Origin of the sequence: Cohnella sp. (assembly GCF_041640265.1) — a bacterium.
Classification (GTDB): domain Bacteria; phylum Bacillota; class Bacilli; order Paenibacillales; family Paenibacillaceae; genus Cohnella.
Map to the genome: position 1 here is coordinate 18,513 of NZ_JBEQAP010000012.1, position 23,933 is coordinate 42,445.

Consider the following 23,933-nt stretch of genomic DNA (forward strand, 5'->3'; position numbering starts at 1 on the left):
CTAAATTAGATTGTCAAGCAAGGTTGGAAGGGAACTTTTGGCCTAATATTATCAATCTTTCATTCTTCCATTGAATATCCGGAATCAAAAGGATCGTTATCATCATAATCAGACTCTAATTCCTCATCAACGGAAGATGCTGCTACCTGCTGCACCGCGGATCTCACCACTCCCGACGGGAAGCCGCGCCGCAAGAGCATCGCCATCAGCTTCTGCTTCCGCTCCCTGTCATTTCCTTTAATATTAGGCCAGCGTTTGCGAGCTAAATGAAGGGCAGACTCTTCCTCAACCTGTCCATCTAACTCCCCGATTGCTTCCTCTACGTCTTCCCGGCCAACTCCCCGTTGCAGGAGCTCTTGTCGGATCAGCATGCGCCCCTTGCGCTGTCCAGTCGCACGCTGCTCTGTGAACCGCTTGGCATAAGCAGAGTCATCCAACATCCGCCTTGCCTGCAGACGCTCTAGACAACCTGCCACGACCTCTGGGGCGTATCCTTTGCGCTTCAATGCTCTCGACAGTTCGGATGTTGTTCTTGCTTTACGCTCCAGCATGCCTAAAGCCGTCTTATATGCATCTTCTTTCTGCTCGTCTGCCTTTAAGGTTTCATATTCTTCTGCTGTCAGCTCGCGACCTTTCAGCAAGCGCCAACCGACAAGTGTATCTTCATGGACAGTGAGCAAGGTTTCGCCCTCGCTCGCGGACGATTGCGCACCTGTAATAAGGGCATCTACTTCGTCCTTCCAATCCAGTTGCGCGAGGGCAGATTCCTCCTCCGTTGGCGTGCCCGGCAATTCTTGCTCGTCATCAACCAAGCTCGATTTATCCACGATGAGCTTCAGAATAATACGGTACATATGAGGTTGCTTAGGATGTGATTCTATTCCCATTACGGTCGCACTGATTACAGGTAAGTTAAGAGCTCCTTCCCCTGAATTCACATCATGAGGAACTGACTTCTGCTTACGGCTCTCGCTCCATCCATTTCCCCTGCCGCCTCGTCTAGAAGTGTACATCCTAATCCCGCCGCCTTTCGTAAAAAAACAAATAGCGGCAATATGCCGCCTTAGATGTTATAAATACTGGAGTGTTTTCCTTGACCGGTCAACACCATATTGATCTATTAGTCCTCTTCACCAAACTCGCTATCGTCGTCATCCTGTGAGGCGAATGCGCCAGATTTGGCTGCTGCTATAGTAGAGCTAAGAAGAGCTTCACGGATTTGAGCCTCGATCTTGTCAGAGACTGCCGGGTTGTCCTTCAAGTACTGCTTCGCATTCTCACGGCCTTGGCCTAGACGCTCGCTATTGTAAGAAAACCATGCGCCACTCTTCTGTACGATATCCTGTTCAGCACCGATATCGATGATACTGCCATACTTAGAAATTCCTTCACCGTACATGATATCGACATCCGCTTGCTTAAACGGCGGAGCAACCTTGTTCTTAACGACTTTAATCTTGGTACGGTTACCAACCACGTCATTACCTTGTTTGATTGCTTCCACACGTCGCACGTCCAAACGCACGCTTGCATAGAATTTCAGAGCACGTCCGCCTGGTGTCGTCTCCGGGTTACCGAACATAACGCCAATCTTCTCACGAAGCTGGTTTATGAAGATTGCAAGGCATTTCGACTTGCTGAGCGCACCGGAAAGCTTACGCATCGCTTGGGACATCAGGCGAGCCTGCAAGCCGACGAAAGAATCTCCCATGTCTCCTTCAATCTCCGCTTTAGGTACCAGCGCCGCTACGGAGTCAATGACGATGATATCGACAGCACCGCTGCGTACAAGCGCTTCTGCGATTTCCAATGCTTGCTCACCTGTATCTGGCTGAGAAAGTAATAACTCATCGATTTTAACGCCAAGATTCCTAGCGTACACGGGGTCAAGCGCATGCTCTGCATCGATAAATGCAGCAGTTCCGCCTGTACGCTGTACTTCCGCGATCGCGTGAAGGGAAACCGTTGTTTTACCGGATGATTCCGGTCCGTATACTTCTATAATCCGCCCGCGCGGATATCCGCCTATGCCGAGCGCAATATCCAATGCTAGAACTCCACTGGAAACAGTTTCAACCTGTAACTGCGCGTTCTCTCCGAGCTTCATAACTGAACCCTTACCGAATTGCTTCTCAATCTGGCGTAAAGCCATGTCTAATGCGGCGCGACGATCCGACACACACCCACATCCTTATCTTTTTGATAGTTTTATCATACCTTGTTTCAGAGAGTTTGCCAAGCATTTTAAGAACATTTGTTCGATTAATTTGCGAAAAAAGAACCGCAGCAAAGTAATCTTCGCTACGGTTCTTCCGCAACTTTCTAAAACAATGTACCACAACCTTGCACCTATGACAAGCATCGACAATACTTCGACTTTATTTTTATAAGTGGTAAATTCCATCCGCAGAATCACTGTTCCGCTCCATACTCAGACTTCAACGATATAGCGGAGCGGATTCTCTGTCAAGAAAACAGACGCTCATTAAGCCTATTTAGATAAGATTAACTAGAACACTCAATCGGCGCAACAACTGTAGGTACAGATTCTGAACCAAGAGGTACTGTTAGAGCCCCTTGTGGCGCTGTAGGAACAGATTCGAGGCTGTCGATTAACAGTTCATAACTTCGGAAATCTGCGGGAGACCACAAAATGTATGCGAAAAATCATACAAAATGAGCGTCTCACACATCGAATCAGTCGATTCTATACGAGATTTCATACAAAAAATGCGATTTGAGCCCGGATTCTGTAAATGTATACGAAAAATCATATACATTCTCTGCATGCGTAAATTCACGTTAAAACTGTCCACAATTAATCGACAGCCTCGATTCTGAACCTATAGTACAGCGAGCACTCAAGCTCAGCCCCGCCCGGTCAATGACAGCCACAGCAAATAGAGCGCCCGCTTCGACGAGCGAAGCCGGATGCCCTCACGGTCTCCGGACAGCTGCAGCGTCTCCACGCGCGTTTCCCGGCCCCGCTCCGCCAGCCCGACATAAACCAAGCCTACCGGCTTGCCTTCAGCCGCAGCCGGACCCGCGTTGCCGGTAATCGATAACGCAAAGTCCGAATCCGCCAACCTTCGCATTCCTTCCGCCATGGCCACAGCTGACTCCGCGCTGATCGCTCCCGTCGCGTCTGGACCCTCCAGCAGCTCTGCAGGAACGCTAGCCAACTGTATCTTCATCGGGTTACTGTAGGTGACAGCACCGCCTAAGAACACAACCGAGCTCCCCGGTACCGTCGTGAGCAGCTGAGAAACCATACCTCCGGTGCAGCTCTCTGCCAACGTCACCGTCCGTTGCTGCTCCGTTAGAAGGCGAACGATCGTCGCCTCAATCGGAACATCTTCTTCCGCGTATAAATGGGCTGCTGTGCGTTTTCGAATTTCCATTATCGCGGGCTCTAGCTTCCGCGAAGCTTCCTCCGAATCCGCTGCCTTCGTAGATACTCTTACGGCGACTTCGCCCTCCTTGGCATACGGAGCGATGGTTGGATCCTGCTGCTCTCGAATAAGATCGATCAGAAGATCTTCTAATCCAGACTCCCCGATCCCTGCGAACTTGAGCATTACGGAGTGAAGAGAAAACGTCTCACCCATCAACTCCTTCAGCCATGCTGAAGCGTCGTTATCGAACATCGGCTTCATTTCGCGCGGCGGACCCGGGAGGAGTAAATAATGGGTACCGTCCACACTTAGGGCATTACCGATAGCTAGACCGGTATCATTACGAAGTGGTATGGCACCCTCAACCATCAGCGCCTGCTTGCGGTTACTTTCAACAAACGCACCGCCTCGAGCAGTGAATAAACTCCATATTTTATTCATCGTAGGCTCATGCAGAATAGTCCCGCGTCCTAGATATTCAGCCAGTGCATCCCGCGTGAGGTCATCCAGTGTCGGACCAAGCCCGCCCGTGAACACAAGAAGATCCGCCCTGCCGCGGGCAATTCCGATGGCCCCGATCAAGCGTTCTTTGTTATCGCCCACCACAGTCTGGTAATAAACATCAATGCCCAGCTCTGCCAAACCTCTCGACAGATACTGGGCGTTCGTGTTTACAATCTGACCGAGGAGCAGCTCCGTGCCTACCGCAATAATTTCTGCCCTCATATTAGTGTCGCCCCTTGCTCAGCGTCGATAAAACCTAAATTAATCGGAGACGGGAATCAAGTTTTTATTTTTCACGAAATAGTCAACGCCCGAGTACACCGTAATGAGTACGGAAGCCCATACCGTATATAGGTCAATTCGCAAATCAATAAAGTTAAACGGAAAATTGTTCAGAAGCAGCACGATAATCATAGTGATTTGTACGGCCGTTTTCCATTTCCCCCATTGGCTCGCCGCTATGATCTGACCTTCCATGAGCGCAACCTGTCTCAGACCTGTAACCGCCCACTCACGGCTAATGATAATAATCGCTACCCAAGCTCCAAGCTTACCCATCTCTACTAAAGATATGAGAACGGCCGCCATCAGAAGCTTGTCCGCCAACGGGTCTAGCAGTTTGCCTAGATTAGTTACGATTTTACGTTTACGTGCAATATAGCCATCCAATCCATCTGTACTAGCCGCAATAATAAACAAGATCAAGGCGAACACTTGATTATAGGAAATAGAATAATTTCCAATCGTCAGAGGTTCGAGTTCAAGCCTGACCAGCAGAAAAAAAGTTACAATAGGTACAAGGAAAATTCTGACAAGCGTAATCCGATTGGCGAGGTTCAAGCGATCCCCTCCCCTGACAAATCATATTCGTAGGCATGGGTAATCCGAACTTTACTCATTTGACCTATCCCCACATGGCAACCGGTGATAAATACTTCCCCATCGATTTCTGGCGCATCATATTGACTCCGCCCAATATAGACATCACTGCGGCCATCGTAGCGTTCCACAAGTACATCAATCGTTTGGCCTACATACTTCGATGCATTATCCTTGGCGACTTCACGTTGAATTTCCATGAGCGTATTTTGGCGGAATTGCTTTACTTCGTCCGTCAGTTGATTGGGCAATCTATGAGCAGGCGTATCCTCCTCCTGAGAGTAAGTAAACACACCTAGACGGTCAAACTTCATCTCGCGGACAAAATCGCACAGTCTCTCGAAGTCTTCATCCGTTTCACCCGGAAAGCCTACGATCATGGATGTACGAAGCGCCACTTCAGGAATACTTGACCGAATTTTGCCTACCAATTCGCGAACATCGCGTTGACGGCCAGGTCGGCGCATTCTTTTCAAGATGGAATCCTCGCTATGCTGCAATGGCATATCGATGTAATTGCAGATTTTCGGATTGCCGGCAATCGCCGCAATCAGCTCATCGGTGAAAAAGCCAGGGTAAGCATAGTGCAGGCGCACCCAAGCAATACCAGGAACCTCACTGACGCGGTCGAGCAGCTCAGGCAGCTTAAAGCCCTCATACAAGTCGGTGCCGTAATTCGTGGAATCTTGTGCAATAAGACTTATTTCCCTTACTCCCTGATCGGCTAGCTGCTTTACTTCTGCAAGAATAGACTCCATGGAGCGACTGCGGAATTTCCCGCGCATAATCGGAATACTGCAGAAGGTGCATGCATTATCACAGCCTTCAGCAATCTTCACATAAGCCGTATGCCGAGGCGTAGAAAGGAGACGTGGCAGCGTTTCCTCATAATTAAATACGGGGTTACCTACATAGACCGGCTTGCGTCCGCGAAGGGCCTCGTCAATGATGTCATTAATCCGATGAAAGTCGCCTGTGCCGACGATCCCATCGATCTCAGGCATTTCGTCCATCAGTTCCTTCTTATACCGCTGGGTTAAGCAACCCGAGACGATTAAAGCCTTGAGCCGAGCCGTTTCTTTATACTCTGCCAAATTCAGAATCGTATTAACAGACTCTTCCTTTGCCGCGTCAATGAATCCACATGTGTTCACTATAATGACTGTCGCATCTTCCGGCTTCTCCACCAACTTAAACCCTCGTTGATGAATAAGCCCTGACATGATCTCGGAGTCGACTAAATTTTTCTCACAGCCGAGCGTGACTACGCTGACCTTCTCAATCATGGATGACTTCCCCCAAACGTTCGTCCGTTCTTATCCCCAACAGTATAAACGAACCCCAAACACGTGTCAAAACCGCGCGAGGCTTAACGATAGTTGATAAATTGAAGCTCAAGCGGCAATCCAGCCCCTCTTAAAAGCGTCATGATCGCCTGGAGATCGTCCTTGCTTTTGCCCGTTATGCGAAGCTGATCGCCTTGGATTTGGCTTTTCACCTTTATCTTCGAATCCCGGATTAGAATGTTCAATTTCTTCGAATGCTCCTGGTCGATCCCTTGCTTCATCTTAATATTCTGACGCACCGTTCCCCCAGAAGCGGGCTCTACCTTGCCATAATCCATATTAAGAATAGGAACTCCGCGTTTAATGAGCTTGGTTTGCAGGATATCGACTACGTTTTTCAACTTATAATCGCTATCGGACGTGACGACAAGCTGCTCACCTTCTAATGCGATATCACTTTTACTTCCCTTGAAATCGAAACGCGTCTCAATTTCCTTGAGTGCTTGCTGAACTGCATTATTTACTTCCTGCATGTCTACTTTGGATACAACGTCAAAAGAATACTCCGATGCCACTATGCTTCGCTTCCTTTCAGTGCCTGCCGAATTTTCCCTTATTATAACATGAGAGCCTCTCCTAAATAAAACAAAAAGCCCTCCGTAGAGAGCTGCATTGCGATCAACTTGAAAAGAATACTCAAAGAACTGATTATTGTGCGGCTGCAGTCTCCATAAGCGGAGTAAGCAAGTATTTGGTAGATCCAGGTTTATTGCCGTCATCAATCATGGCTTCATCAACGTAAATGGTTACAAAGTCTGAACGACCCACATTCACATAAATAGGGGTAGACATATCAAAGGTCAAGGTTTGGGCTTCGTTTACGTTCTTATAATACAATTTCTCACCGGATCGGCTATTCGCACGCACTTCAATCCAGCATTTATCGGTCACTTCAAGCCTTAACTGATGACCTTGGCCTGGAGTTATCTCATAATAATTGATGCTGTTGCGAGTCTCCTTTAACGTAAGACTTGCGGTATTGCTAGGAGTAGGTGTCTCGATAACGGGAGGTGTTACGCTTTCACTTGGCGGCGCGATAACCGAAGGGCTCTCGGATGCAGTTTCCGTTGAAATCGGCGTGCTGGGATCAAGCTCTTTGGAGTCAGAGCCATTATTAGATAAATAGATATAAATGACGACAACGATAAGGATAGGAAAAGCCCACATGAGCAAAGAAACTGCAACTTTGCCTAAACGATCGTTGTGCTGCAAACTGCGTCTTGCCGGCTTCATTCGCGGTTCCGTCCTAACCGTCTCAGCGGTTGCCGGCTGCGGCAGCTCCTTGTGATACAGACGCAAAACCTCTTCGGCGTCCAAACCAACGGTTTCCGCATAGGTTTTCACGAAAGCCCGCACATAGAAAGAGCCCGGTAATACCTTATAATCGCCTGTCTCGATCGCTTCTAAGTATCTTTTGCGTATCTTCGTATATTCTTGAACATCTTCTAGCGTATAACCACACTGCTCACGCGCTTTGCGCAGCAACGCGCCTAAATCGGACATGCCTTTCACCTCCGGATATTCTTGGTGTTGGCGTATGTAGATTAAAAATCGTCGTTCAAACCTGCAGTTGTAAAGTTTTCATAAGAAATTTCTTCATCAGGATTGTTGCGTAATTCTATAATAGAGTCAAAAATATCATAATCAAACTGGGATTCCCGCACAAAAATATCGGGATGCTCTATTACCTTCGTTGAATTCATCGCCATTATTTCTTGTATAAGTGTATGATGCTTTTCATTTGAACGAATAGTGCTTACAATACCGTCAATGATAAAAACGTTATTCGGATTCATCTCTTCTTCGGAAAGCTGGCTTCTAACGGTTTGGCGAAGTAAGGTGGAGGATACAAAAGCCCAGCGTTTGTTCGAGCATACACTTCCCGCAATAATCGATTCTGTCTTCCCGACACGCGGCATTCCCCGCAGGCCAATCGTTTGGTTGCCCTCTCTCTTGAATAATTCTCCGAGAAAGTCAACAAGAAGTCCCAGCTCGTCGCGTGTGAAGCGGAAGGTTTTCTTATCGTCGGAATCCCTCTCAATATAACGGCCATGACGCACTGCCAATATGTCAGTCAATCGAGGTGGTCGTAAAGTATTAATCGTAATATTCTCAACCTTACGCAGCATTTTACCAAGCAGCTCGATTTTTTCTTCATCATCAGTTTGCAGCAGCATTCCACGAGTTCTATCTTCTACGCCATTGATCGTCAGAATGTTCACTTCCAGCATCCCAAGCAAAGAAGCGATATCGCCTAGAAGTCCGGGGCGATTTTTGTGAATTTTGTATTCCATATACCATTGTTTGGGTTCCATCGGTGCACCTCATTCAAATAACGAAAATAATACCTTTATCCGCTTTCTCTTTTATTCTACAACTCTCATCAATATCCTGCAAAATAAATCAAATTAATACTTCTAAAGTCCTATGAATGAATGGGATGAGCTAAAGATGGACAGAAAGCCTCCATTCGGAGGCTTTCCCTTGTTCTCACCTTTATCAGGTGTTGTTACCCGCTAATTTGACCATCAAGCGAGCCATAGTTTTACGTTCCGAATCGTCGCCGACATCCCACAATTCCTTGAGAACCCGCTCTTCATCGTTTTTCGGATCAACCTTCTGATCCAGAAATTCACCTATCTCATAGGCAAGCTTCGAAATTGCTTCATCATCAATACCTAGCTTTTTGGCCGCTTCTACGCGATCGCCCAAAAACTTTTTCCAGGTGTCGAAATTACTGAGTACAGTTGACATCGAGCAGCCTCCTAGTGGGTTGGGATAAAAGCTCAACGCTAATATGTCCCTAAAAGTCCGCTTTTATTCGAATCCCTATTATTCGAATAGCTACATATGCCAACCTCCGTTTATTCCCACTACTTGTCCTGTAATGTAGCTGGCATCGTCAGAAACAAGGAAACGAACGAGTTGAGCAACCTCATCCGCATGTCCAAGACGACCTATAGGAATTTCCCTGCAGAGCTCTTCTCGTTCTGCGGCTTTAAAAGCGGACAGCATATCCGTATCGATCGCACCGGGAGCAACTGCATTTACCGTAATTCCGAAGGATGCCAGTTCCTTAGCCATGGATTTGGTGAAGGCGTTTAAACCTCCCTTGGAAGCTGCATATGCCGCTTCTCCGGCTGCACCTACAAGCCCCCATACGCTGGTGAGGTGAACGAAACGCCCCCACCGTTGCCAACGCATGGAGGAACCGAAGCCTTTCGTTAAATAATAAGCACTTTTAAGATGGATATGCATCAATTCATCCCATATGTGCTCTTCCATATCCTCAAGCAGCCCATAATGGGCTAATCCGGCACAATGGACTACAATATTGGGGATACATGCCGTTTGATCCAAGTACTGCTTTAATTCCTGAATGGCAGCTGCGGAACGAAGATCAGCCTGCACCGTAATCGCATGGCTTCCGAAAGCTCTACATTCGCTTGCAACATTCTCTGCAGCCTCTGAAGCTTCGTGATATTGAATGACGACATCTAACCCATCCGCAGCCAAGGTACGAACGATGGCGGCTCCTATGCCTCTTGAGGAGCCTGTCACCAGCGCAATGCGCTTCAAGCCTTCCCGCTCCGCACGATGGAAATAGCCTGGCGGTCTGGAGTAGCATGCTCTTTAATGCGCTGATTAACTTCATCCAAGGTTAAGCTCTCATAAATCTCTACAAGGGTAAACAAGTCTCCACCCCTTTGTCTGTAGCGGGTAAACTCACTTGCAATCGATTCCGGGCTATTCATCATACGCAGGAAAGCCCCGATTTTTTTGCGGCGTGTCCTCTCGAAAACTTCGGAGGCAATGCCATTCTCGGCGGCTCCATACATGGCTTTACTTACTCTTTTAACCAGTTCCTCCGGATCACTTGTCTCTCCGCCAATCATCGAGAACGAGAATCCAGGTCCTGTATTATATTCGTGACCGAAGCCATCTGAAATCAGATTGTCATCATAAAGCTCCTGATATAGAGTCGAGCTTGCCCCAAGCAGTGCCTCCAGCATCAGCTTACTCGCTAACTCCCGGCGAACCGCGTCTTTGGCATCTGCAGGATCTTCTTTGAAGCCGAACAAGCATTTCGGCAATGACACTGGCAGCGTCAGCTCTCGCCGCTTCTCCTTCACCTGCTTGGGTTCTTCTTCGAACAGCCGTTTGATTTCCCCGCCCGAAGGGAATGTCTTCTTCGCTTGATCCTGCTTAACCTGCTCCATAATCTGCTGCGGGTCAACACCCCCAACGATGAATAAAGTCATGTTCGAAGGATGATAGAAGGTATAGTAACAGTCGTATAGCATTTCCTTCGTAATGGATCGAACGGAATCTGCCGTTCCGGCAATATCGATATGAACAGGATGCTGCTGATACATGGCTTCAATTAACCCGAAGTATACGCGCCAATCGGGATTGTCCCGGTACATGTCAATTTCTTGCACGATGATACCCTTTTCCTTCTCCACGTTCTCATCCGTGAAATACGGGTTCTGCACGAAATGAAGGAGTGTATCCAGATTAGCTTCGATTTCGTGAGTGGCCGTGAATAAATAGACAGTCCTATCGAAGCTTGTATAAGCATTAGCTGAAGCGCCTTGTGAAGCGAATTTGGAGAAAATATCTCCTTCCGGCTCCTCAAACATCTTATGCTCTAGAAAATGCGCGATCCCGTCCGGAACCTTAACGGTATCTTTGCCTGGAGGGGTAAAGTGATTGTCAATGGAACCATAACGAGTCGTAAAAGTCGCATACGTTTTAGTAAACCCTGGCTTCGGGAGGATGAATACCTCCAGACCATTATCCAAAGTCTCATGCCAAAGCGTTTCCTGGAGCTTCGGATAAGATTTAGTTGACATGCTTAGCCCTCCTCCTTCCGGTCGCGCAAGAAATAAATGGTGTCAAGCGCTGCATGCTGAGCGACTGCAGTGACCATCCCCGGCGTCACATCCTGAATTTCAGCGATGAAGCTTTCCCCGGTACGCTCAACACCGGATAACACATTACTAAAGTCAAAAGAAATTCGCTCGAACGCCGAATCCTGCAGCTCTCGAAGCTGATTCACGATCATCGCTTGTGTGCGGTGCAAGTCCTCTGCCGCGAAATCGCCGGCTTTCATAGCTTCGATTTGCTCGCGCATGATCTTAACGGCACGTTCATAATTAACTACCTCAATACCCGATTGAAGCGTGAGAATTCCCTTATGTCCATCGAGGCGTGAGGAGGCGTAATAAGCTAGGCTCGCCTTTTCCCTCACATTCACGAACAGCTTAGAGTGAGGATAACCGCCTAATAATCCGTTGTATACGAGTAATGCTGCGTATTGATCGCTGCCGTAAGTCGAGCCAACCCGCAGTCCCATGTTGAGCTTTCCTTGTCCGACATCCAGCCGTTCTTGAATGGTTTGTACTTCGGGTCTAGCTGGCCTTAGCGTTGGTGCAGAATAGTTACCTGGCTCTCCTTCAGGTAGTTCAAAGGATTTGGCAACGATCCCTTGCACTTCTTCTAAAGTCGTATCCCCGGTAACATAGAGATCGAAGGACGCTTCTTCGAGCCACTTGCGATAAGCCTTATAAAGGGTATCGGCATTGAGATTGATAAGCTCCTCTTTACGACCGAGCGCAGGCAAGCGGTATGGCTCATCCTTACACATCTCTTCGATGCAGCGTTCGGCTGCGTAACGGATTTTATCATTGATGATGGCATCAATCCGTTTGCTGACGGTTGTTTTCTCGGCTTCTACATACTTGCTGCGGAAGCTGCCGTCATCTAATGCAGGTGAGGTCAATACCTCGCCTAAGAATGTCAGCGCTTCTCCAAGCAGTGAATTCGCAGCGGATACGAAGCGATCATTAATGATATCCAGACGAAATTGAACAATCTGATGATCGCCTCGTTTATACAAATCAAAGCCGAAGCCAGCACCGTATAAGTCATCCAGCCGTTCGCGAAAGGAGATCGTTTCCGGATAGGTTTTGGTACCTCGGCGCAGCACAAAAGGGGTAAGCGCAATTGGCGTTACCCCAGACTCTGATAATGGAACTCCTGCAAATAAAGATAAGGCGAACGTTTTGAACCTTTGGGTCGGCAATACGTGCAGGCGCAGCCGCCCCCATACGCCCCTCTGGAATTGCTCCGGCATGATCCTCAAGCCCCTTTGACTAAATTCGCGCTACATGGAGCGCCCAACGCGAACGTAACGATAAATCGCACCACAGGTGTTGCACGATTTATCGCATGAGTTCAGCCCCATTCTAACCGATAGGACTTGCAGGAAGCAAATATTGGAAATGTTATTTTATCTGCAAAAAATATGCTTGCCGATCGTTTTGTATTGCGGTCGAGTCCAAATCCATTTGGATGTGGCCGTGACGGGATTAAAGTAGTACAGGCAACCGTCGCTTGGATCCCATCCGCTCATGGCGTCTTTAACTGCTTTGATTGCTTTTTCATTTGGGGAAAGCCAGATTTGACCGTCGGCAACGGCAGTGAAGGCCCCAGGTTGAAAAATAACGCCTGTCGGAGAATTCGGGAACTCCGCAGATCTCACGCGATTAATGATAACCGCTGCAACCGCGACTTGCCCTTCATAGGGCTCCCCGCGAGCTTCTCCGAAGACGGCGTTTGCCATCATTTTCAGATCCTTCTCGCTGTATCCCATGTTGTTGGAAGCAGGGAGCTTGTTGTTTCCTTCGGGTGCAGCTCCTGCAACCTCACCTCCGCCTGCAGCAGGGGGTAAATCCTCCGCTGTCGGCTTCCAGTCCTTTGTTGCTTTCCATAGCTTCAGCTTCGTCTTGGTACCTACAACACCATCAGATTTCATGCCGAACTTCCATTGGAACCAGGTGACCGAATTTTTTGTTTTCGTTCCGAATTGGCCATCTACTTTGCCGTTATAATAACCAAGTGCTTTCAGCCGACCTTGCAACTCATAAACGTCTTTACCAGAAGAGCCTGGCTTTAGGGTTGCGTTGCTAAAAGTTTCACGGCTTTGTCCTGTTTGCTGCAACGTATATAACCCGAGCAGACCAAATACCACACATACTGTCAAAATCACTAGACGATAACTCACTTGAGGTCACGCCTTTCCATTCCCTATTGTGTCTTCGACCGTTAGTATGAGAAAGGTGATAGCCTCTTATACCCATTTTTGCGAACAAAAAAGCCCGCAACCCCATTTTTTTTGGAATTACGGGTCTTCTGTCAGGAAGGAATTCTCTGATGGTACTGCTCTATCGTCATAAGAACCTCGCGGGGCTTGCTTCCTTCATAGGGACCAACAACACCTTTGGCTTCCATGGAGTCGATTAACCTTGCCGCACGCGTATAACCTATCCTCATACGCCTTTGAAGCAGCGATACGGAAGCTTGCTTAGCTTCCAAAACAATTTGCACCGCTTGATCGAATAATTCATCCAGCTTCTCATCTTCTACATCGTTAGCAGTCTCATCTATCTCAGGTACGAGATCCTCAATATACTCTGCCTCTGCTTGTCCACGGGCATAGCTGACAACCGCTTCCACCTCTCCATCCGATAAGAAAGCGCCTTGTACCCGGATAGGCTTGGATGCTCCCATTGGCAGGAATAACATATCCCCGCGGCCCAATAGCTTCTCGGCGCCCACCATATCCAGAATGGTTCTGGAGTCGACTTGAGAAGATACTCCGAAAGCGATCCGGCTTGGAATATTCGCTTTAATAACACCAGTTATGACATCTACGGAAGGTCTTTGAGTTGCGATAATAAGATGGATACCTGAAGCCCGTGCCATCTGAGCCAAACGACAAATCGCATCCTCAACATCACCGGCGGCTACCATCATCAGATCGGCGAGCTCATCCACAATGACAACGATATACGGCAGGACAGCGTCAGGGTTGTCTCCGCTTAACATCAGGGCATTATAGCCTTCAATATTTCTCGTTGCGGATTTGGAGAACTTCTCGTACCTTTTTTCCATTTCCACAACAATTTTCTTAAGTGCAAGAGAGGCTCTCTTCGGATCCGTTACAACCGGCGCAAGCAAATGTGGAATTCCGTTATAGACATTAAGCTCAACCATTTTTGGATCGATCATCAGAAACTTGACCTCATCAGGCTTAGCTTTATAAAGCAAACTTGTGATGATTCCGTTAATACATACAGATTTACCGGAACCAGTCGCACCCGCAACAAGCAAATGCGGCATCCTCGCCAAGTTTCCGACGATTGGCTGTCCGGAAATATCCCTTCCGAAAGCGATGGTTAACTTGGCCGTAGATTCCTGAAAAGGTTGTGTTTCAAGTACTTCTCTCAGTGTAACTACGCTAACCTCATTGTTCGGAACTTCAATTCCTATTGCTGCTTTACCAGGAATAGGCGCTTCCATTCGAATATCCTTAGCTGCCAAGGCCAAAGCGATGTCATCCGTCAGGCTTACAATGCGGCTTACCTTTACACCGACGTCCGGCTGAAGCTCATATCTTGTAACAGCAGGCCCTCTAGCCACATCCAGCACCTTTGCTCTGACGCCGAAGCTCTCCAATGTCGCCTCTAGTTTGCGTGCCGTACTCATATAATCCGCAGGGTTACCCGACTTACTGCCCCCTGCCGGCTTGTCAAGTAAATGAACCCCAGGCAACCGATAAGGTTTCGGTATCTTTCGAATTGGCTTAGGCGGAGCAGTTGCCGCTTCCGTGGCTGCTTCATCGTTGGTTATCGTAGAAACAAGCGTTTGGTCACCTTCATCGTTTTCCAATTGCGGGTCCGATTCCGAATAAGGCTCAACGAATACAGGGATTACACCATCATCTGTCTCGGCAGCCTCATTCCATGTTTCCTCTTGATAGGCTTGCGAAGAGAAATCCGTAAATCTAGGCGCTAACGGTGTTTCCTCATCTACATCGGTTAGGATTGAAGACTCGGCATGAATGCTGTTCAATGCTTGAGCTGCCGAATCTGCCGGTGCAGGCTTACCTGAATATGTAATAGGTTCTTCGACATCCCAAGGCTCCTCCTGAGCAGCATTCAGATCACGCTCGGGCTTGCCATGAAACAGTTGAAAGAACAATGGCGTTTTCCTTTGCCTAGGAACAAGGGACGGTTCGTCTTCCAGATCATCATCCATGGGAGCCGTAGGAATAGCAGTCGTCTGCGTGGCAGCTCTGCCGCTTCTGCCTGCACCATTAACTGGAACCACTCGCGCGGACAGTAATTTACGTCCCGAGGATAACCGTGCTGCCAATAAAGGCATGATTCTCTTTAGGAATAATCGTACGGAACGAGCCATTTCCACATAAGAACGATTAGTAATCAATAACATAGCAATCGCAAATTCAATAATCAGAACGAATTTAGCTCCATAGTATCCGAACATCCAATAAAGCACCGAGTATTGAAGGGCGCCAACCATTCCGCCTCCGATATCCTTCTCGGTAATCGGGACGTCTTGTGCAGGAGGTACCTGCCAAAGCTGCTCTCGCAGCTGATCTGTCGTCTGACTCACTATGCTTGAGGGAGATACCGCATCGATAAGCCTCAGGCTGTTATCGATCGCCGCCATGGAGCTCCACAAAGCAAATCCAAAACAAACAAGAACAAAACCCGAACGTCGCGATGTCCAGCCCCGAGGCCAGCTGCGTTTAACCATTACATATAAGCCGATCCATATGCCGGCAAGAGCAAGCAAGTAATAATGAATTCCGAATAGAAACCCGAAAAGCTTGGAAAGTGAACGTCCGACGGCAGCTTCTCCAGAGATGGCGATAACAGAAATTGTAATTAACAGGATACCATAAACCTCGTATTTTAAGTTCGTTCCGAACGAGGCTCTTTTCTTTCTACGCTTGGCCAAAATTGCCACCTCCCGGTTCAACATTATAACACAGTTGAAGGGAGGTTGGCAGAACAACCCGTGCTACATTCGAAAGTCGGGATTTTCAGCTACAAAAGCTGGTTCTGTAGTAGGATGAAAACAAATAATTTGTCCTGGTGTATACTCCTCTCGCAAATAATAATCCAAAGGAGCTGACACTAGCCTAACAATGCGGCCAATCCCAGGTGCCAACGGAGCTATCTGTAAGGTTACGTCTCGAATCGTGATAACGATGAAGGGTCCAGGTTCATTCTGGATACCATCGAGTACCAACTCGAGGGGCATAGTCGTATATAACGTCATTCGCCTTCTCCTCCTTCTGAATGGCTTGTTTTAAGCTCCTTTATCCGTCGGTTCAATTCCTTTAACGCCTCGCCAAGTGCGCCTACGGAGTCAATTAAGCCATGCCTGACCGCATCTGCTCCGATGACCGTTGTCCCTATATCTCTTGTGAGCTCTCCTGTTTTAAACATAAGATGCTTAAATGTTTCCTCTGTAATTCGGGAGTGACGCGTGACGAACCGCGTGACTCTCTCCTGCATTTTCTCCAAATACTCAAACGTCTGTGGAACTCCGATAACAAGACCATTCATCCGTATGGGATGGATCGTCATCGTTGCTGTTTCAGCAATAAAGGTGTAATCAGCAGATACGGCAATGGGTACACCGATAGAGTGACCGCCGCCTAGGACAACGGTTACGGTTGGTTTGGTCAGAGATGCAATCATCTCTGCTATCGCAAGTCCAGCTTCTACGTCACCGCCTACTGTATTAAGTATGATAAGCAGCCCTTCTATCTTGCTATTCTGTTCCGCTGCGATAAGCTGAGGAATGACATGCTCGTATTTGGTCGTTTTATTCTGCGGCGGTAACATGAGATGCCCTTCAATCTGACCAATTATCGTCAGACAGAAGATATTGCTCTCTCCAGAGGGCACAGCCGTCTGCCCTAATTGAACGATTGCCTCCGTTACGGCAGATGCTTTGCGTTCTTCCGCTGGAGAGGGAGCAGGCTGCTCCGTCATTTCTCTTGATTTCGTTTTCTCACTCATCGTGATGCCTCCTACTATGCGACATGTGCATGGCTTGACATAGTATGGACTTTCCACCCTGGATTATCCCCCCCATTCCAGCTACAAACAAAAACCGTTTCCCAGCTGCCGCGGCAGTGGAAAACGGTTTTATATGAGTGTGGGTTTATATTTCTACACTTCCATGATGATCGGCAAGATCATCGGTCTTCTTCTTGTTTGCTCGTACAAGAATCGTCCAAGCGCGTCTTTTACATTAGTCTTCAGTGAAGCCCACTCGTTAACTTTTTCGCTCATCAACTTATGCAACGTGCTGCTTACAATACGATTTGCTTCTTCTAGCAAGCCTTCTGATTCCCGTACGTATACGAATCCGCGAGAGATGATGTCAGGTCCCGACATAATGGTTCCGTCTTGTTTGCTAAGCGTAACAACAACGACCAGAATACCGTCCTGGGACAAGAGTTTACGATCACGTAGAACGATATTACCTACGTCGCCCACTCCGAGTCCGTCAATCAATATATTACCCGCAGGAATTTTGCCTGCTTTGCGAGCTGCTCCATTCTGAATCTCCACCGTATCCCCATTGTCAAGAAGGAAGATGTTTTCTTTCGGAATGCCAACAGCTTCGCCAAGCAGTCCGTGATGACGAAGCATCCGGTATTCACCGTGAATCGGAATAAAATATTGCGGACGAATCAGGTTAAGCATTAGCTTCAGCTCTTCTTGGCTGCCATGACCGGATACGTGCACACCCGAGATAGAACCTGGTCCATAAATAACGCTTGCACCCAAACGCATTAATTCATCGACTGTACGTCCAACATAACGCTCGTTACCAGGAATTGGCGTTGCAGCGATAATAACAGTATCCCCTGGCAGAATATCTACCTTACGGTGTGTGGAGCGAGCCATCCGCGTTAATGCAGACATCGGCTCTCCTTGGCTGCCCGTAGACAAGATAACAACACGGTCCGCAGGAAGCTTGTTCACTTCTTCTGGTTCAATCAGCATTCCATCCGGAATATTCAAGTATCCGAGCTCGGAAGCAATGGACACTACATTAACCATGCTTCTTCCGATAACCGTCATCTTACGACGAGTTTCTGTAGCTGCATTGATAACTTGTTGGATCCGATGAACATTCGATGCGAAGGTTGCAACGACAACACGTTGCTTGGCGCTGCGGAATATTTCTTCGAACTCTTTGCCGATATTACTCTCCGATGGAGTAAAGCCGGCACGTTCAGCATTAGTGCTGTCCGACAGCAAAGCCAAAACGCCGCGGCTTCCGATTCCCGCCATTCTCTGCAGGTCTGCATACTGGTCGTTGACAGGTGTATGATCAAACTTAAAATCACCGGTGTGAACAACGATACCTTCCGGGGTTTCCAGGCACACGCCAACGGAATCCGGAATACTGTGGTTCGTACGGAAAAAGGTAGCTTTAATCGTACCAAGCTGCAATTCGGATGATTCATTAATAAGAATTCGCTTGGTATCCCCCAACAATCCTGCTTCCTTCAGCTTGTTCTCAACAAGTCCTAACGTAAGCTTTGTTCCCCAAATCGGAACATTGAGTTGCTTGAGTACATACGGAAGCCCGCCGATGTGATCTTCGTGACCATGCGTTAATAGAATTCCGCGCACCTTGTCCTTATTTTCGATCAAATAGGTAATATCCGGAATTACGACGTCGATACCGAGCATCTCTTCTTCCGGGAATTTCAATCCAGCGTCTACGACCACGATGTCGTTACCATACTGAATGCAATACATGTTTTTGCCGATTTCGCCAACGCCGCCGAGCGCGAAAATCAGTAATTTATCTTGGCTGTTCTTCTTTGACACTTCTTAGTACCTCCTGTATCCATACGATCCCGATCGATATGAAATTTTCAATTTGCTAATATATTAGCCGCACCCAATCACTCTCAACCATTATACATGAAGCAAAACAAGAAACACAAGATCGATGAGTTTATGTTTTCCTTGCATAAGAAAACGGATTCATCTTTGTTAGGAAGGGAAATCCCTTCGTGCAAAAAACCGATATCCAGAGGAAATCGGTTATCGCAGGTAATTGAAATGCGAGCGACCGACAGACCATTCGTACGTTAAGCCTTTACCAGGTTTTGCAGGAATTTCGCTTCCGTATCGTTAACCGTTACGAGAGGCAGACGAACGCTGCCAACAGGCAGGCCGCGTAACGTCAGCGCATATTTAACAGCAACCGGATTTGGAACCGGGTTCGGGCAATTAAACAGGCCTTTGAAGTACGGGAAGCATTGAGCGTTTATCTCAGTTGCTTCTTTAACGCGACCATCCAGGTAAGCGGATATCAGTTCTTTCATCTTCTCCCCGATCAAATGGCTCGCAACACTAATAATTCCGTATCCTCCCACAGAAAGGGACGGAAGCGTGATGGCGTCGTCCCCGCTATATAAGATAAAACCCTCAGGTGCACCACTAACAATCTCTGTCATTTGCTCGAGGGATGCGCACTCTTTGGTAGCTACGATATTTGGAATTTGCGCTAAGCGAAGCGTCGTTTCAACTGATAGGCTAACGACTGTTCTTGAGGGTACGTTATATAAAATAACCGGAAGCGTGGTTGCTTCTGCGATCGTACGGAAATGCTGATAAATGCCTTCTTGGCTAGGTCTGTTGTAGTAGGGCGTTACGAGCAGAATACCATCCGCTCCAGCTTGTTCGGCCAGTTTAGTCAGCTTAACGGAGTGTGCTGTTTCATTGCTTCCTGTTCCGGCAATTATTTTACAACGTCCTGCGGCATGCTTGACGGAAAATTGAAACAAGGCAACCTTCTCTTCGTCGGTTAATGTCGGAGACTCTCCTGTTGTGCCTGAAATGACTAGACTATCGGATTTCTGCTCGTCGATTAAATAATCGATTAGCTTTCCTGTCATTTCCCAATCGATATTCAGTTGTTCATCAAATGGAGTTACCATTGCCGTAATTAAACGCCCGAAATCCATTGCTATTTCCTCCTCTATATTCTTTCCCCTGGTGTTAGATGCAGCCCAAAAGAAGTATGCAAAGCTTGCAGTGCTTTAGCTAAGTCTTCTTCGGATAACAGGACCCAGATCGTAGTATTAGAGTCCGCCGATTGCATAATAGGAATGCCGGAGCTCGTGAGAGCTTCTACAATGACAGCCATAACTCCAGGCTCTCCGTTCATTCCTCCACCGATAACGGAAACTTTAGCGCATCCTCTTCGTACGATAGGGTCAAACCCAAGCTGCTGAAGCAATTGTACTGCTAGATCTGTATCCGATTCGGGAACCGTATAATGAACGCCTGTCGGCATCACATTAATAAAATCAACGCTGATTCCATTCGTAGCCATTGCCCGGAATACGCGCAGCTGCAGATCCGCGGGACCTGCGCGATTGATAACCGCTAATTGCGTTACCCCTCTTACATGGGCGAGCCCTGTTACCGTTCGATCCGTCCAAATCCCTCGCGTGCGAAGAAGCTGCGCATGAGTAACCAAGGTTCCTTCCCCTTCGGAGAAGGTGGAGCGAACACGAACCGGAACGCCGGCCTTCATCGCAATCTCGACAGCTCTTGGGTGGATGACTTTAGCCCCATTCTGAGCCATATTACTTATTTCTTCATAGCTAACGGTTGCCAAGGGTCTTGCATTGCTTACCCAACGAGGATCAGCTGTCAGGATTCCATCTACATCGGTGTATATATCAACGATAGATGCATTTAAAGCGGCACCCAAAGCCGTTGCGGAGGTGTCGCTTCCTCCACGTCCAAGAGTGGTCATTTCTCCATCCTCTGTCATCCCTTGAAATCCGGTTACGACAACGACGCGGCCCTCTGCTAAATGCTGATTCAGTTTATTGGTCTTGACTTCCATGATACGAGCCGCACCGAAACGGTCATCCGTTATTATGCCGGCCTGTCCTCCTGTCAAGACAACGGAAGAAATACCTTCGGCGTTCAGCAGACTGCAGAGAGTCGCGGCTGAGATCAGTTCACCGCAGGAGAGTAATAAATCCTTCTCTCTTACAGGTAATGCATTACCGTTCTGACGAACTAGAGCTAATAACGAGTCTGTTGCGTAAGGCTCACCGCTTCGTCCCATTGCCGAGACAACAACGACAAGACTGTAGCCTGCTTCATGCTCTCGCTTAATATGACGGAGGACGTGGCGCCGACTTTGTTCATCGGACAGCGACGTCCCGCCGAATTTTTGCACGATCAGGTCCATCAGGTTTTCCCCCCGCTCTAGAAACTTGTTAGTGAAGGAAAGAAAAGGAAGGATGTCTGATGCGACGATTATGAATTATTGTTTAGGAATGGCAATATATTCTGCGATTTGAACCGCGTTCCAAGCTGCGCCTTTGAGCAGATTATCAGATACGATCCACATGTTAAGAGCGCGAGGGTTCGAGAGGTCCTTACGGATACGTCCGACGAAAACCTCATTCTTCCCAGCTGCTTCGGTTGCAAGAGGATATTGCTGTCCGGAACTATCGTCAACTAGAACAAGACCTGGAGAATCAGACAGTAAGGCTTTAATTTCGTCTATATCGAAATCCTTCTTCAATTCAACGTAAACAGATTCGGAATGACCGTAAACAACAGGAACGCGAACACAAGTTGCAGTAACCTCGAGAGATTCGTCGTCCATGATTTTCTTCGTTTCGCGGATCATTTTCATTTCTTCAAGTGTAAAACCGTTATCTTGAAATTTATCGATTTGCGGAATAACGTTAAAAGCAATCTGATGCTTCACTGGTAACGAAGATACCGGAAGAATAGCTGGCTTGGGATCGTTGCCGGCAATGACTTCGCTGGACTGGCGAAGCATTTCATTGATCGCCGACGCGCCAGCACCGGATACCGCTTGATAAGTTGAAACAATAATTCGTGAAATCCCATAACGATCATATAAAGGCTTCAATGCCGCAACCATCTGAATGGTCGAGCAGTTAGGATTAGCAATAATGCCCTTATGCTCATTAATTTTATCTATGTTCACCTCAGGTACGACAAGAGGTGTCTCCGGATCCATACGGTAAGCATTCGTATTATCAATGCAGACTGTGCCTTGAGCAACGGCGTGAGGAATAAGTGCTTTGCTGACATCTCCTCCTGCGCTGAACAAAGCGATATCTACGCCGCGAAAGCTCTCAGGCGTTGCTTCCTCAACCGTGACCGGCTGGCCCTTAAATTCAAGAGTCGTTCCAGCGGAACGTGCAGAAGAAAGCAGCTTTAGGCTTGCGATCGGGAAGTTGCGTTCTTCGAGCAATCTGCGGATTTGTTCCCCAACGGCACCTGTCGCTCCCACGACGGCAACATTAAACAACGTTTGATTCGACATTTAGTGTATTTCTCCCCTCGGATGTTGCAAGTATATCTCAAGCGTATAAGAAACGCTCTATGAGTAAAGGTTGTAATTGTTTTCCTTGTAATGCAGCTTCGCAGGTATCCATAATAAGATCCATTCTGGCAACAAGAGAATTCGGCTTGCTCGTTGGATTATCCTGTCCGAAAGGTACGAAATAGATATTCTTCATTATGAGCAGCTTCGCGATATTAGCTGCGTTTAATCCCAGACCGTCGTTCGTAGAAATCGCAAGCACGAGAGGCCGTTGATTTCGCATCTGCGACTTAGCAGCCATTAAGACAGGGCCATCAGTCATCGCATTGGCAAGCTTGCTCGTGGTATTGCCCGTACAGGGCGCAATCGTTAAGACGTCTAACCTCTTGGACGGACCAAGCGGTTCGGCATCTACAATAGATGCAATAATTTCATTGCCGGTTATCTCGCGGATCGTTTCCTGCCAATGGTTCGAGGTTCCGAAACGGGTATCCGTGGTCATAATTGTAGAAGAAACAATCGGCACAACATTCGCGCCAGCATCTATGAAACGCTGAATCTGCGGCATGATCTCCGGTAACGTGCAATGAGAACCAGACAGTGCGTAGCCAACTGTAATTCCCTGCCAATTCATAGTTTATTCCCCCGTAGTCGGTTGTCTTCCAGAATAATCTGGGTCAGACTGTTCGCGATGATTCGACCGGCTGTCTTCGGAGCTACGATCCCTGGTAATCCAGGGGCGAGCAGCGCCTTGATTCCTCTCTTCTCAGCGAAGCGGAAATCAGTGCCGCCAGGTTTAGAGGCCAAGTCGATAATACATGCGCGCAGGGGAAGTTGTGCGATCACTTGTGCTGTGACTATCATAGTCGGAATTGTGTTAAAAATCAAGTCGATATTCCCCGCATGACGCGCTAATTCAGGCATATAGAAGGGTTCAAAGCCCATCTCGAATGCACGTGCGAAAGCCTCATCCTTGCGTACGCCAACCTTCACATGTGCTCCAATCGCAAGTAAGGTTCGAGCCATTGTAAGACCTGTTCTGCCAAGTCCAAGGACCATACAATTTGAATCGTGGACCGTAATATCCGTATTCTGAATAGCCATCATCAATGCGCCTTCGGCTGTCGGGATCGAATTATAGATGGCTACATCATCACGCTCAAATAATTCAACAAGTTCTACGTGAAATTTCTCGCACAGCATGCGTAAGAATGGCTTCGCCATACCCGTAATCAGCTTGCATTTCTTGGGTATAGCTGCAAGATGTGCCTCCGTCAGCTTGAGCTCTTGATCCGTAAATAAGGTAGAAATCAACCCCTCGTCATCCGTACCAACGGCAGGCAGCACCAAAGCATCCGCATTTCTTACCGCATCTGGTGACCACTCCGCTTTCGCAACTCCGCTAAAAGGAGTATCCAGTCTATCGAAGCCAATAAGCGTAACCGTCGCGTCCAACTCCGTCAAACGGCGAATCACTTCAAGCTGCCGAGCGTCTCCGCCAACAAGAACAACTTGCACTCCCGTAAGTATTGCAGCCCACTCCTTTCGGCTTTCATCCATAGCA

The 23,933-nt window shown here is 47.8% G+C and carries 22 protein-coding genes; all 22 read right to left on the bottom strand.

All coding sequences use genetic code 11. From position 1 onward, the window contains the following. Window positions 1-59 precede the first annotated feature (59 nt). Window positions 60-1,013, bottom strand: coding sequence for a regulatory protein RecX (locus ACESLK_RS11180; RefSeq protein ID WP_373229520.1), 954 nt, complete (start codon window positions 1,011-1,013; stop codon window positions 60-62). A 107-nt stretch (window positions 1,014-1,120) separates the two neighbouring features. Beyond that, on the bottom strand, window positions 1,121-2,179 hold the full coding sequence (recA, locus tag ACESLK_RS11185) for a recombinase RecA (RefSeq protein ID WP_373229521.1): 1,059 nt from the start codon (window positions 2,177-2,179) through the stop codon (window positions 1,121-1,123). Between the two features lie 688 nt (window positions 2,180-2,867). Next, window positions 2,868-4,121, bottom strand: coding sequence for a competence/damage-inducible protein A (locus tag ACESLK_RS11190; protein ID WP_373229522.1), 1,254 nt, complete (start codon window positions 4,119-4,121; stop codon window positions 2,868-2,870). Between the two features lie 39 nt (window positions 4,122-4,160). Continuing rightward, complete coding sequence (gene pgsA / locus ACESLK_RS11195) at window positions 4,161-4,739, bottom strand: CDP-diacylglycerol--glycerol-3-phosphate 3-phosphatidyltransferase (RefSeq protein WP_373229523.1); 579 nt, start codon at window positions 4,737-4,739, stop codon at window positions 4,161-4,163. Continuing rightward, window positions 4,736-6,064, bottom strand: a complete 1,329-nt coding sequence (rimO, locus tag ACESLK_RS11200) for a 30S ribosomal protein S12 methylthiotransferase RimO (protein WP_373229524.1) — start codon at window positions 6,062-6,064, stop codon at window positions 4,736-4,738. The genes pgsA and rimO overlap by 4 nt, the downstream gene beginning before the upstream one ends. 83 nt (window positions 6,065-6,147) lie before the next feature. Further along, the gene (locus ACESLK_RS11205) at window positions 6,148-6,639 is read right to left on the bottom strand and encodes a YajQ family cyclic di-GMP-binding protein (protein WP_373229525.1); all 492 of its coding nucleotides are present in this window, start codon (window positions 6,637-6,639) and stop codon (window positions 6,148-6,150) included. A 133-nt stretch (window positions 6,640-6,772) separates the two neighbouring features. After that, on the bottom strand, window positions 6,773-7,627 hold the full coding sequence (locus ACESLK_RS11210) for a helix-turn-helix domain-containing protein (protein ID WP_373229526.1): 855 nt from the start codon (window positions 7,625-7,627) through the stop codon (window positions 6,773-6,775). 41 nt (window positions 7,628-7,668) lie between these two features. After that, entirely contained in the window at window positions 7,669-8,439 is a 771-nt protein-coding gene (locus ACESLK_RS11215; protein ID WP_373229527.1) for a DUF3388 domain-containing protein, read from the bottom strand. Between the two features lie 184 nt (window positions 8,440-8,623). Further along, the gene (locus ACESLK_RS11220; RefSeq protein WP_373229528.1) at window positions 8,624-8,878 is read right to left on the bottom strand and encodes a DUF3243 domain-containing protein; all 255 of its coding nucleotides are present in this window, start codon (window positions 8,876-8,878) and stop codon (window positions 8,624-8,626) included. A 90-nt stretch (window positions 8,879-8,968) separates the two neighbouring features. Next, window positions 8,969-9,703, bottom strand: a complete 735-nt coding sequence (gene ymfI / locus ACESLK_RS11225; RefSeq protein WP_373229529.1) for an elongation factor P 5-aminopentanone reductase — start codon at window positions 9,701-9,703, stop codon at window positions 8,969-8,971. Continuing rightward, a complete protein-coding gene (gene yfmH / locus ACESLK_RS11230) occupies window positions 9,700-10,980 on the bottom strand; it encodes an EF-P 5-aminopentanol modification-associated protein YfmH (protein WP_373229530.1) in 1,281 nt (426 codons plus the stop codon). The genes ymfI and yfmH overlap by 4 nt, the downstream gene beginning before the upstream one ends. A gap of 2 nt (window positions 10,981-10,982) precedes the next feature. Further along, window positions 10,983-12,263: an EF-P 5-aminopentanol modification-associated protein YfmF gene (gene yfmF / locus ACESLK_RS11235; RefSeq protein WP_373229531.1), complete on the bottom strand. Its 1,281-nt coding sequence runs from the start codon at window positions 12,261-12,263 to the stop codon at window positions 10,983-10,985. Window positions 12,264-12,419: 156 nt separating this feature from the next. Beyond that, on the bottom strand, window positions 12,420-13,193 hold the full coding sequence (gene sleB / locus ACESLK_RS11240; RefSeq protein ID WP_373229532.1) for a spore cortex-lytic enzyme: 774 nt from the start codon (window positions 13,191-13,193) through the stop codon (window positions 12,420-12,422). 131 nt (window positions 13,194-13,324) lie between these two features. Beyond that, on the bottom strand, window positions 13,325-15,955 hold the full coding sequence (locus ACESLK_RS11245) for a DNA translocase FtsK (protein WP_373229533.1): 2,631 nt from the start codon (window positions 15,953-15,955) through the stop codon (window positions 13,325-13,327). Window positions 15,956-16,018: 63 nt separating this feature from the next. After that, window positions 16,019-16,279 (bottom strand): YlzJ-like family protein, encoded by a 261-nt coding sequence (locus ACESLK_RS11250; RefSeq protein WP_373229534.1) that lies wholly within the window; start codon window positions 16,277-16,279, stop codon window positions 16,019-16,021. Continuing rightward, on the bottom strand, window positions 16,276-17,028 hold the full coding sequence (locus ACESLK_RS11255) for a ClpP family protease (RefSeq protein ID WP_373229535.1): 753 nt from the start codon (window positions 17,026-17,028) through the stop codon (window positions 16,276-16,278). The genes ACESLK_RS11250 and ACESLK_RS11255 overlap by 4 nt, the downstream gene beginning before the upstream one ends. Window positions 17,029-17,181: 153 nt before the next feature. Continuing rightward, window positions 17,182-18,861: a ribonuclease J gene (locus ACESLK_RS11260; RefSeq protein ID WP_373229536.1), complete on the bottom strand. Its 1,680-nt coding sequence runs from the start codon at window positions 18,859-18,861 to the stop codon at window positions 17,182-17,184. A gap of 266 nt (window positions 18,862-19,127) precedes the next feature. Then, window positions 19,128-20,006, bottom strand: a complete 879-nt coding sequence (gene dapA / locus ACESLK_RS11265; protein WP_373229537.1) for a 4-hydroxy-tetrahydrodipicolinate synthase — start codon at window positions 20,004-20,006, stop codon at window positions 19,128-19,130. A 14-nt stretch (window positions 20,007-20,020) separates the two neighbouring features. Then, the gene (dapG, locus tag ACESLK_RS11270) at window positions 20,021-21,253 is read right to left on the bottom strand and encodes an aspartate kinase (RefSeq protein WP_373229538.1); all 1,233 of its coding nucleotides are present in this window, start codon (window positions 21,251-21,253) and stop codon (window positions 20,021-20,023) included. Between the two features lie 75 nt (window positions 21,254-21,328). Then, window positions 21,329-22,369 carry an aspartate-semialdehyde dehydrogenase gene (locus tag ACESLK_RS11275; RefSeq protein ID WP_373229539.1) on the bottom strand — a complete coding sequence of 347 codons (1,041 nt, stop codon included), beginning with the start codon at window positions 22,367-22,369 and terminating at the stop codon, window positions 21,329-21,331. A gap of 37 nt (window positions 22,370-22,406) precedes the next feature. Then, entirely contained in the window at window positions 22,407-23,003 is a 597-nt protein-coding gene (locus tag ACESLK_RS11280) for a dipicolinate synthase subunit B (RefSeq protein WP_373229540.1), read from the bottom strand. Continuing rightward, window positions 23,000-23,899, bottom strand: coding sequence for a dipicolinate synthase subunit DpsA (dpsA, locus tag ACESLK_RS11285; RefSeq protein WP_373229628.1), 900 nt, complete (start codon window positions 23,897-23,899; stop codon window positions 23,000-23,002). Before dpsA ends, ACESLK_RS11280 begins: the two co-directional genes overlap by 4 nt. Window positions 23,900-23,933: the final 34 nt, after the last annotated feature.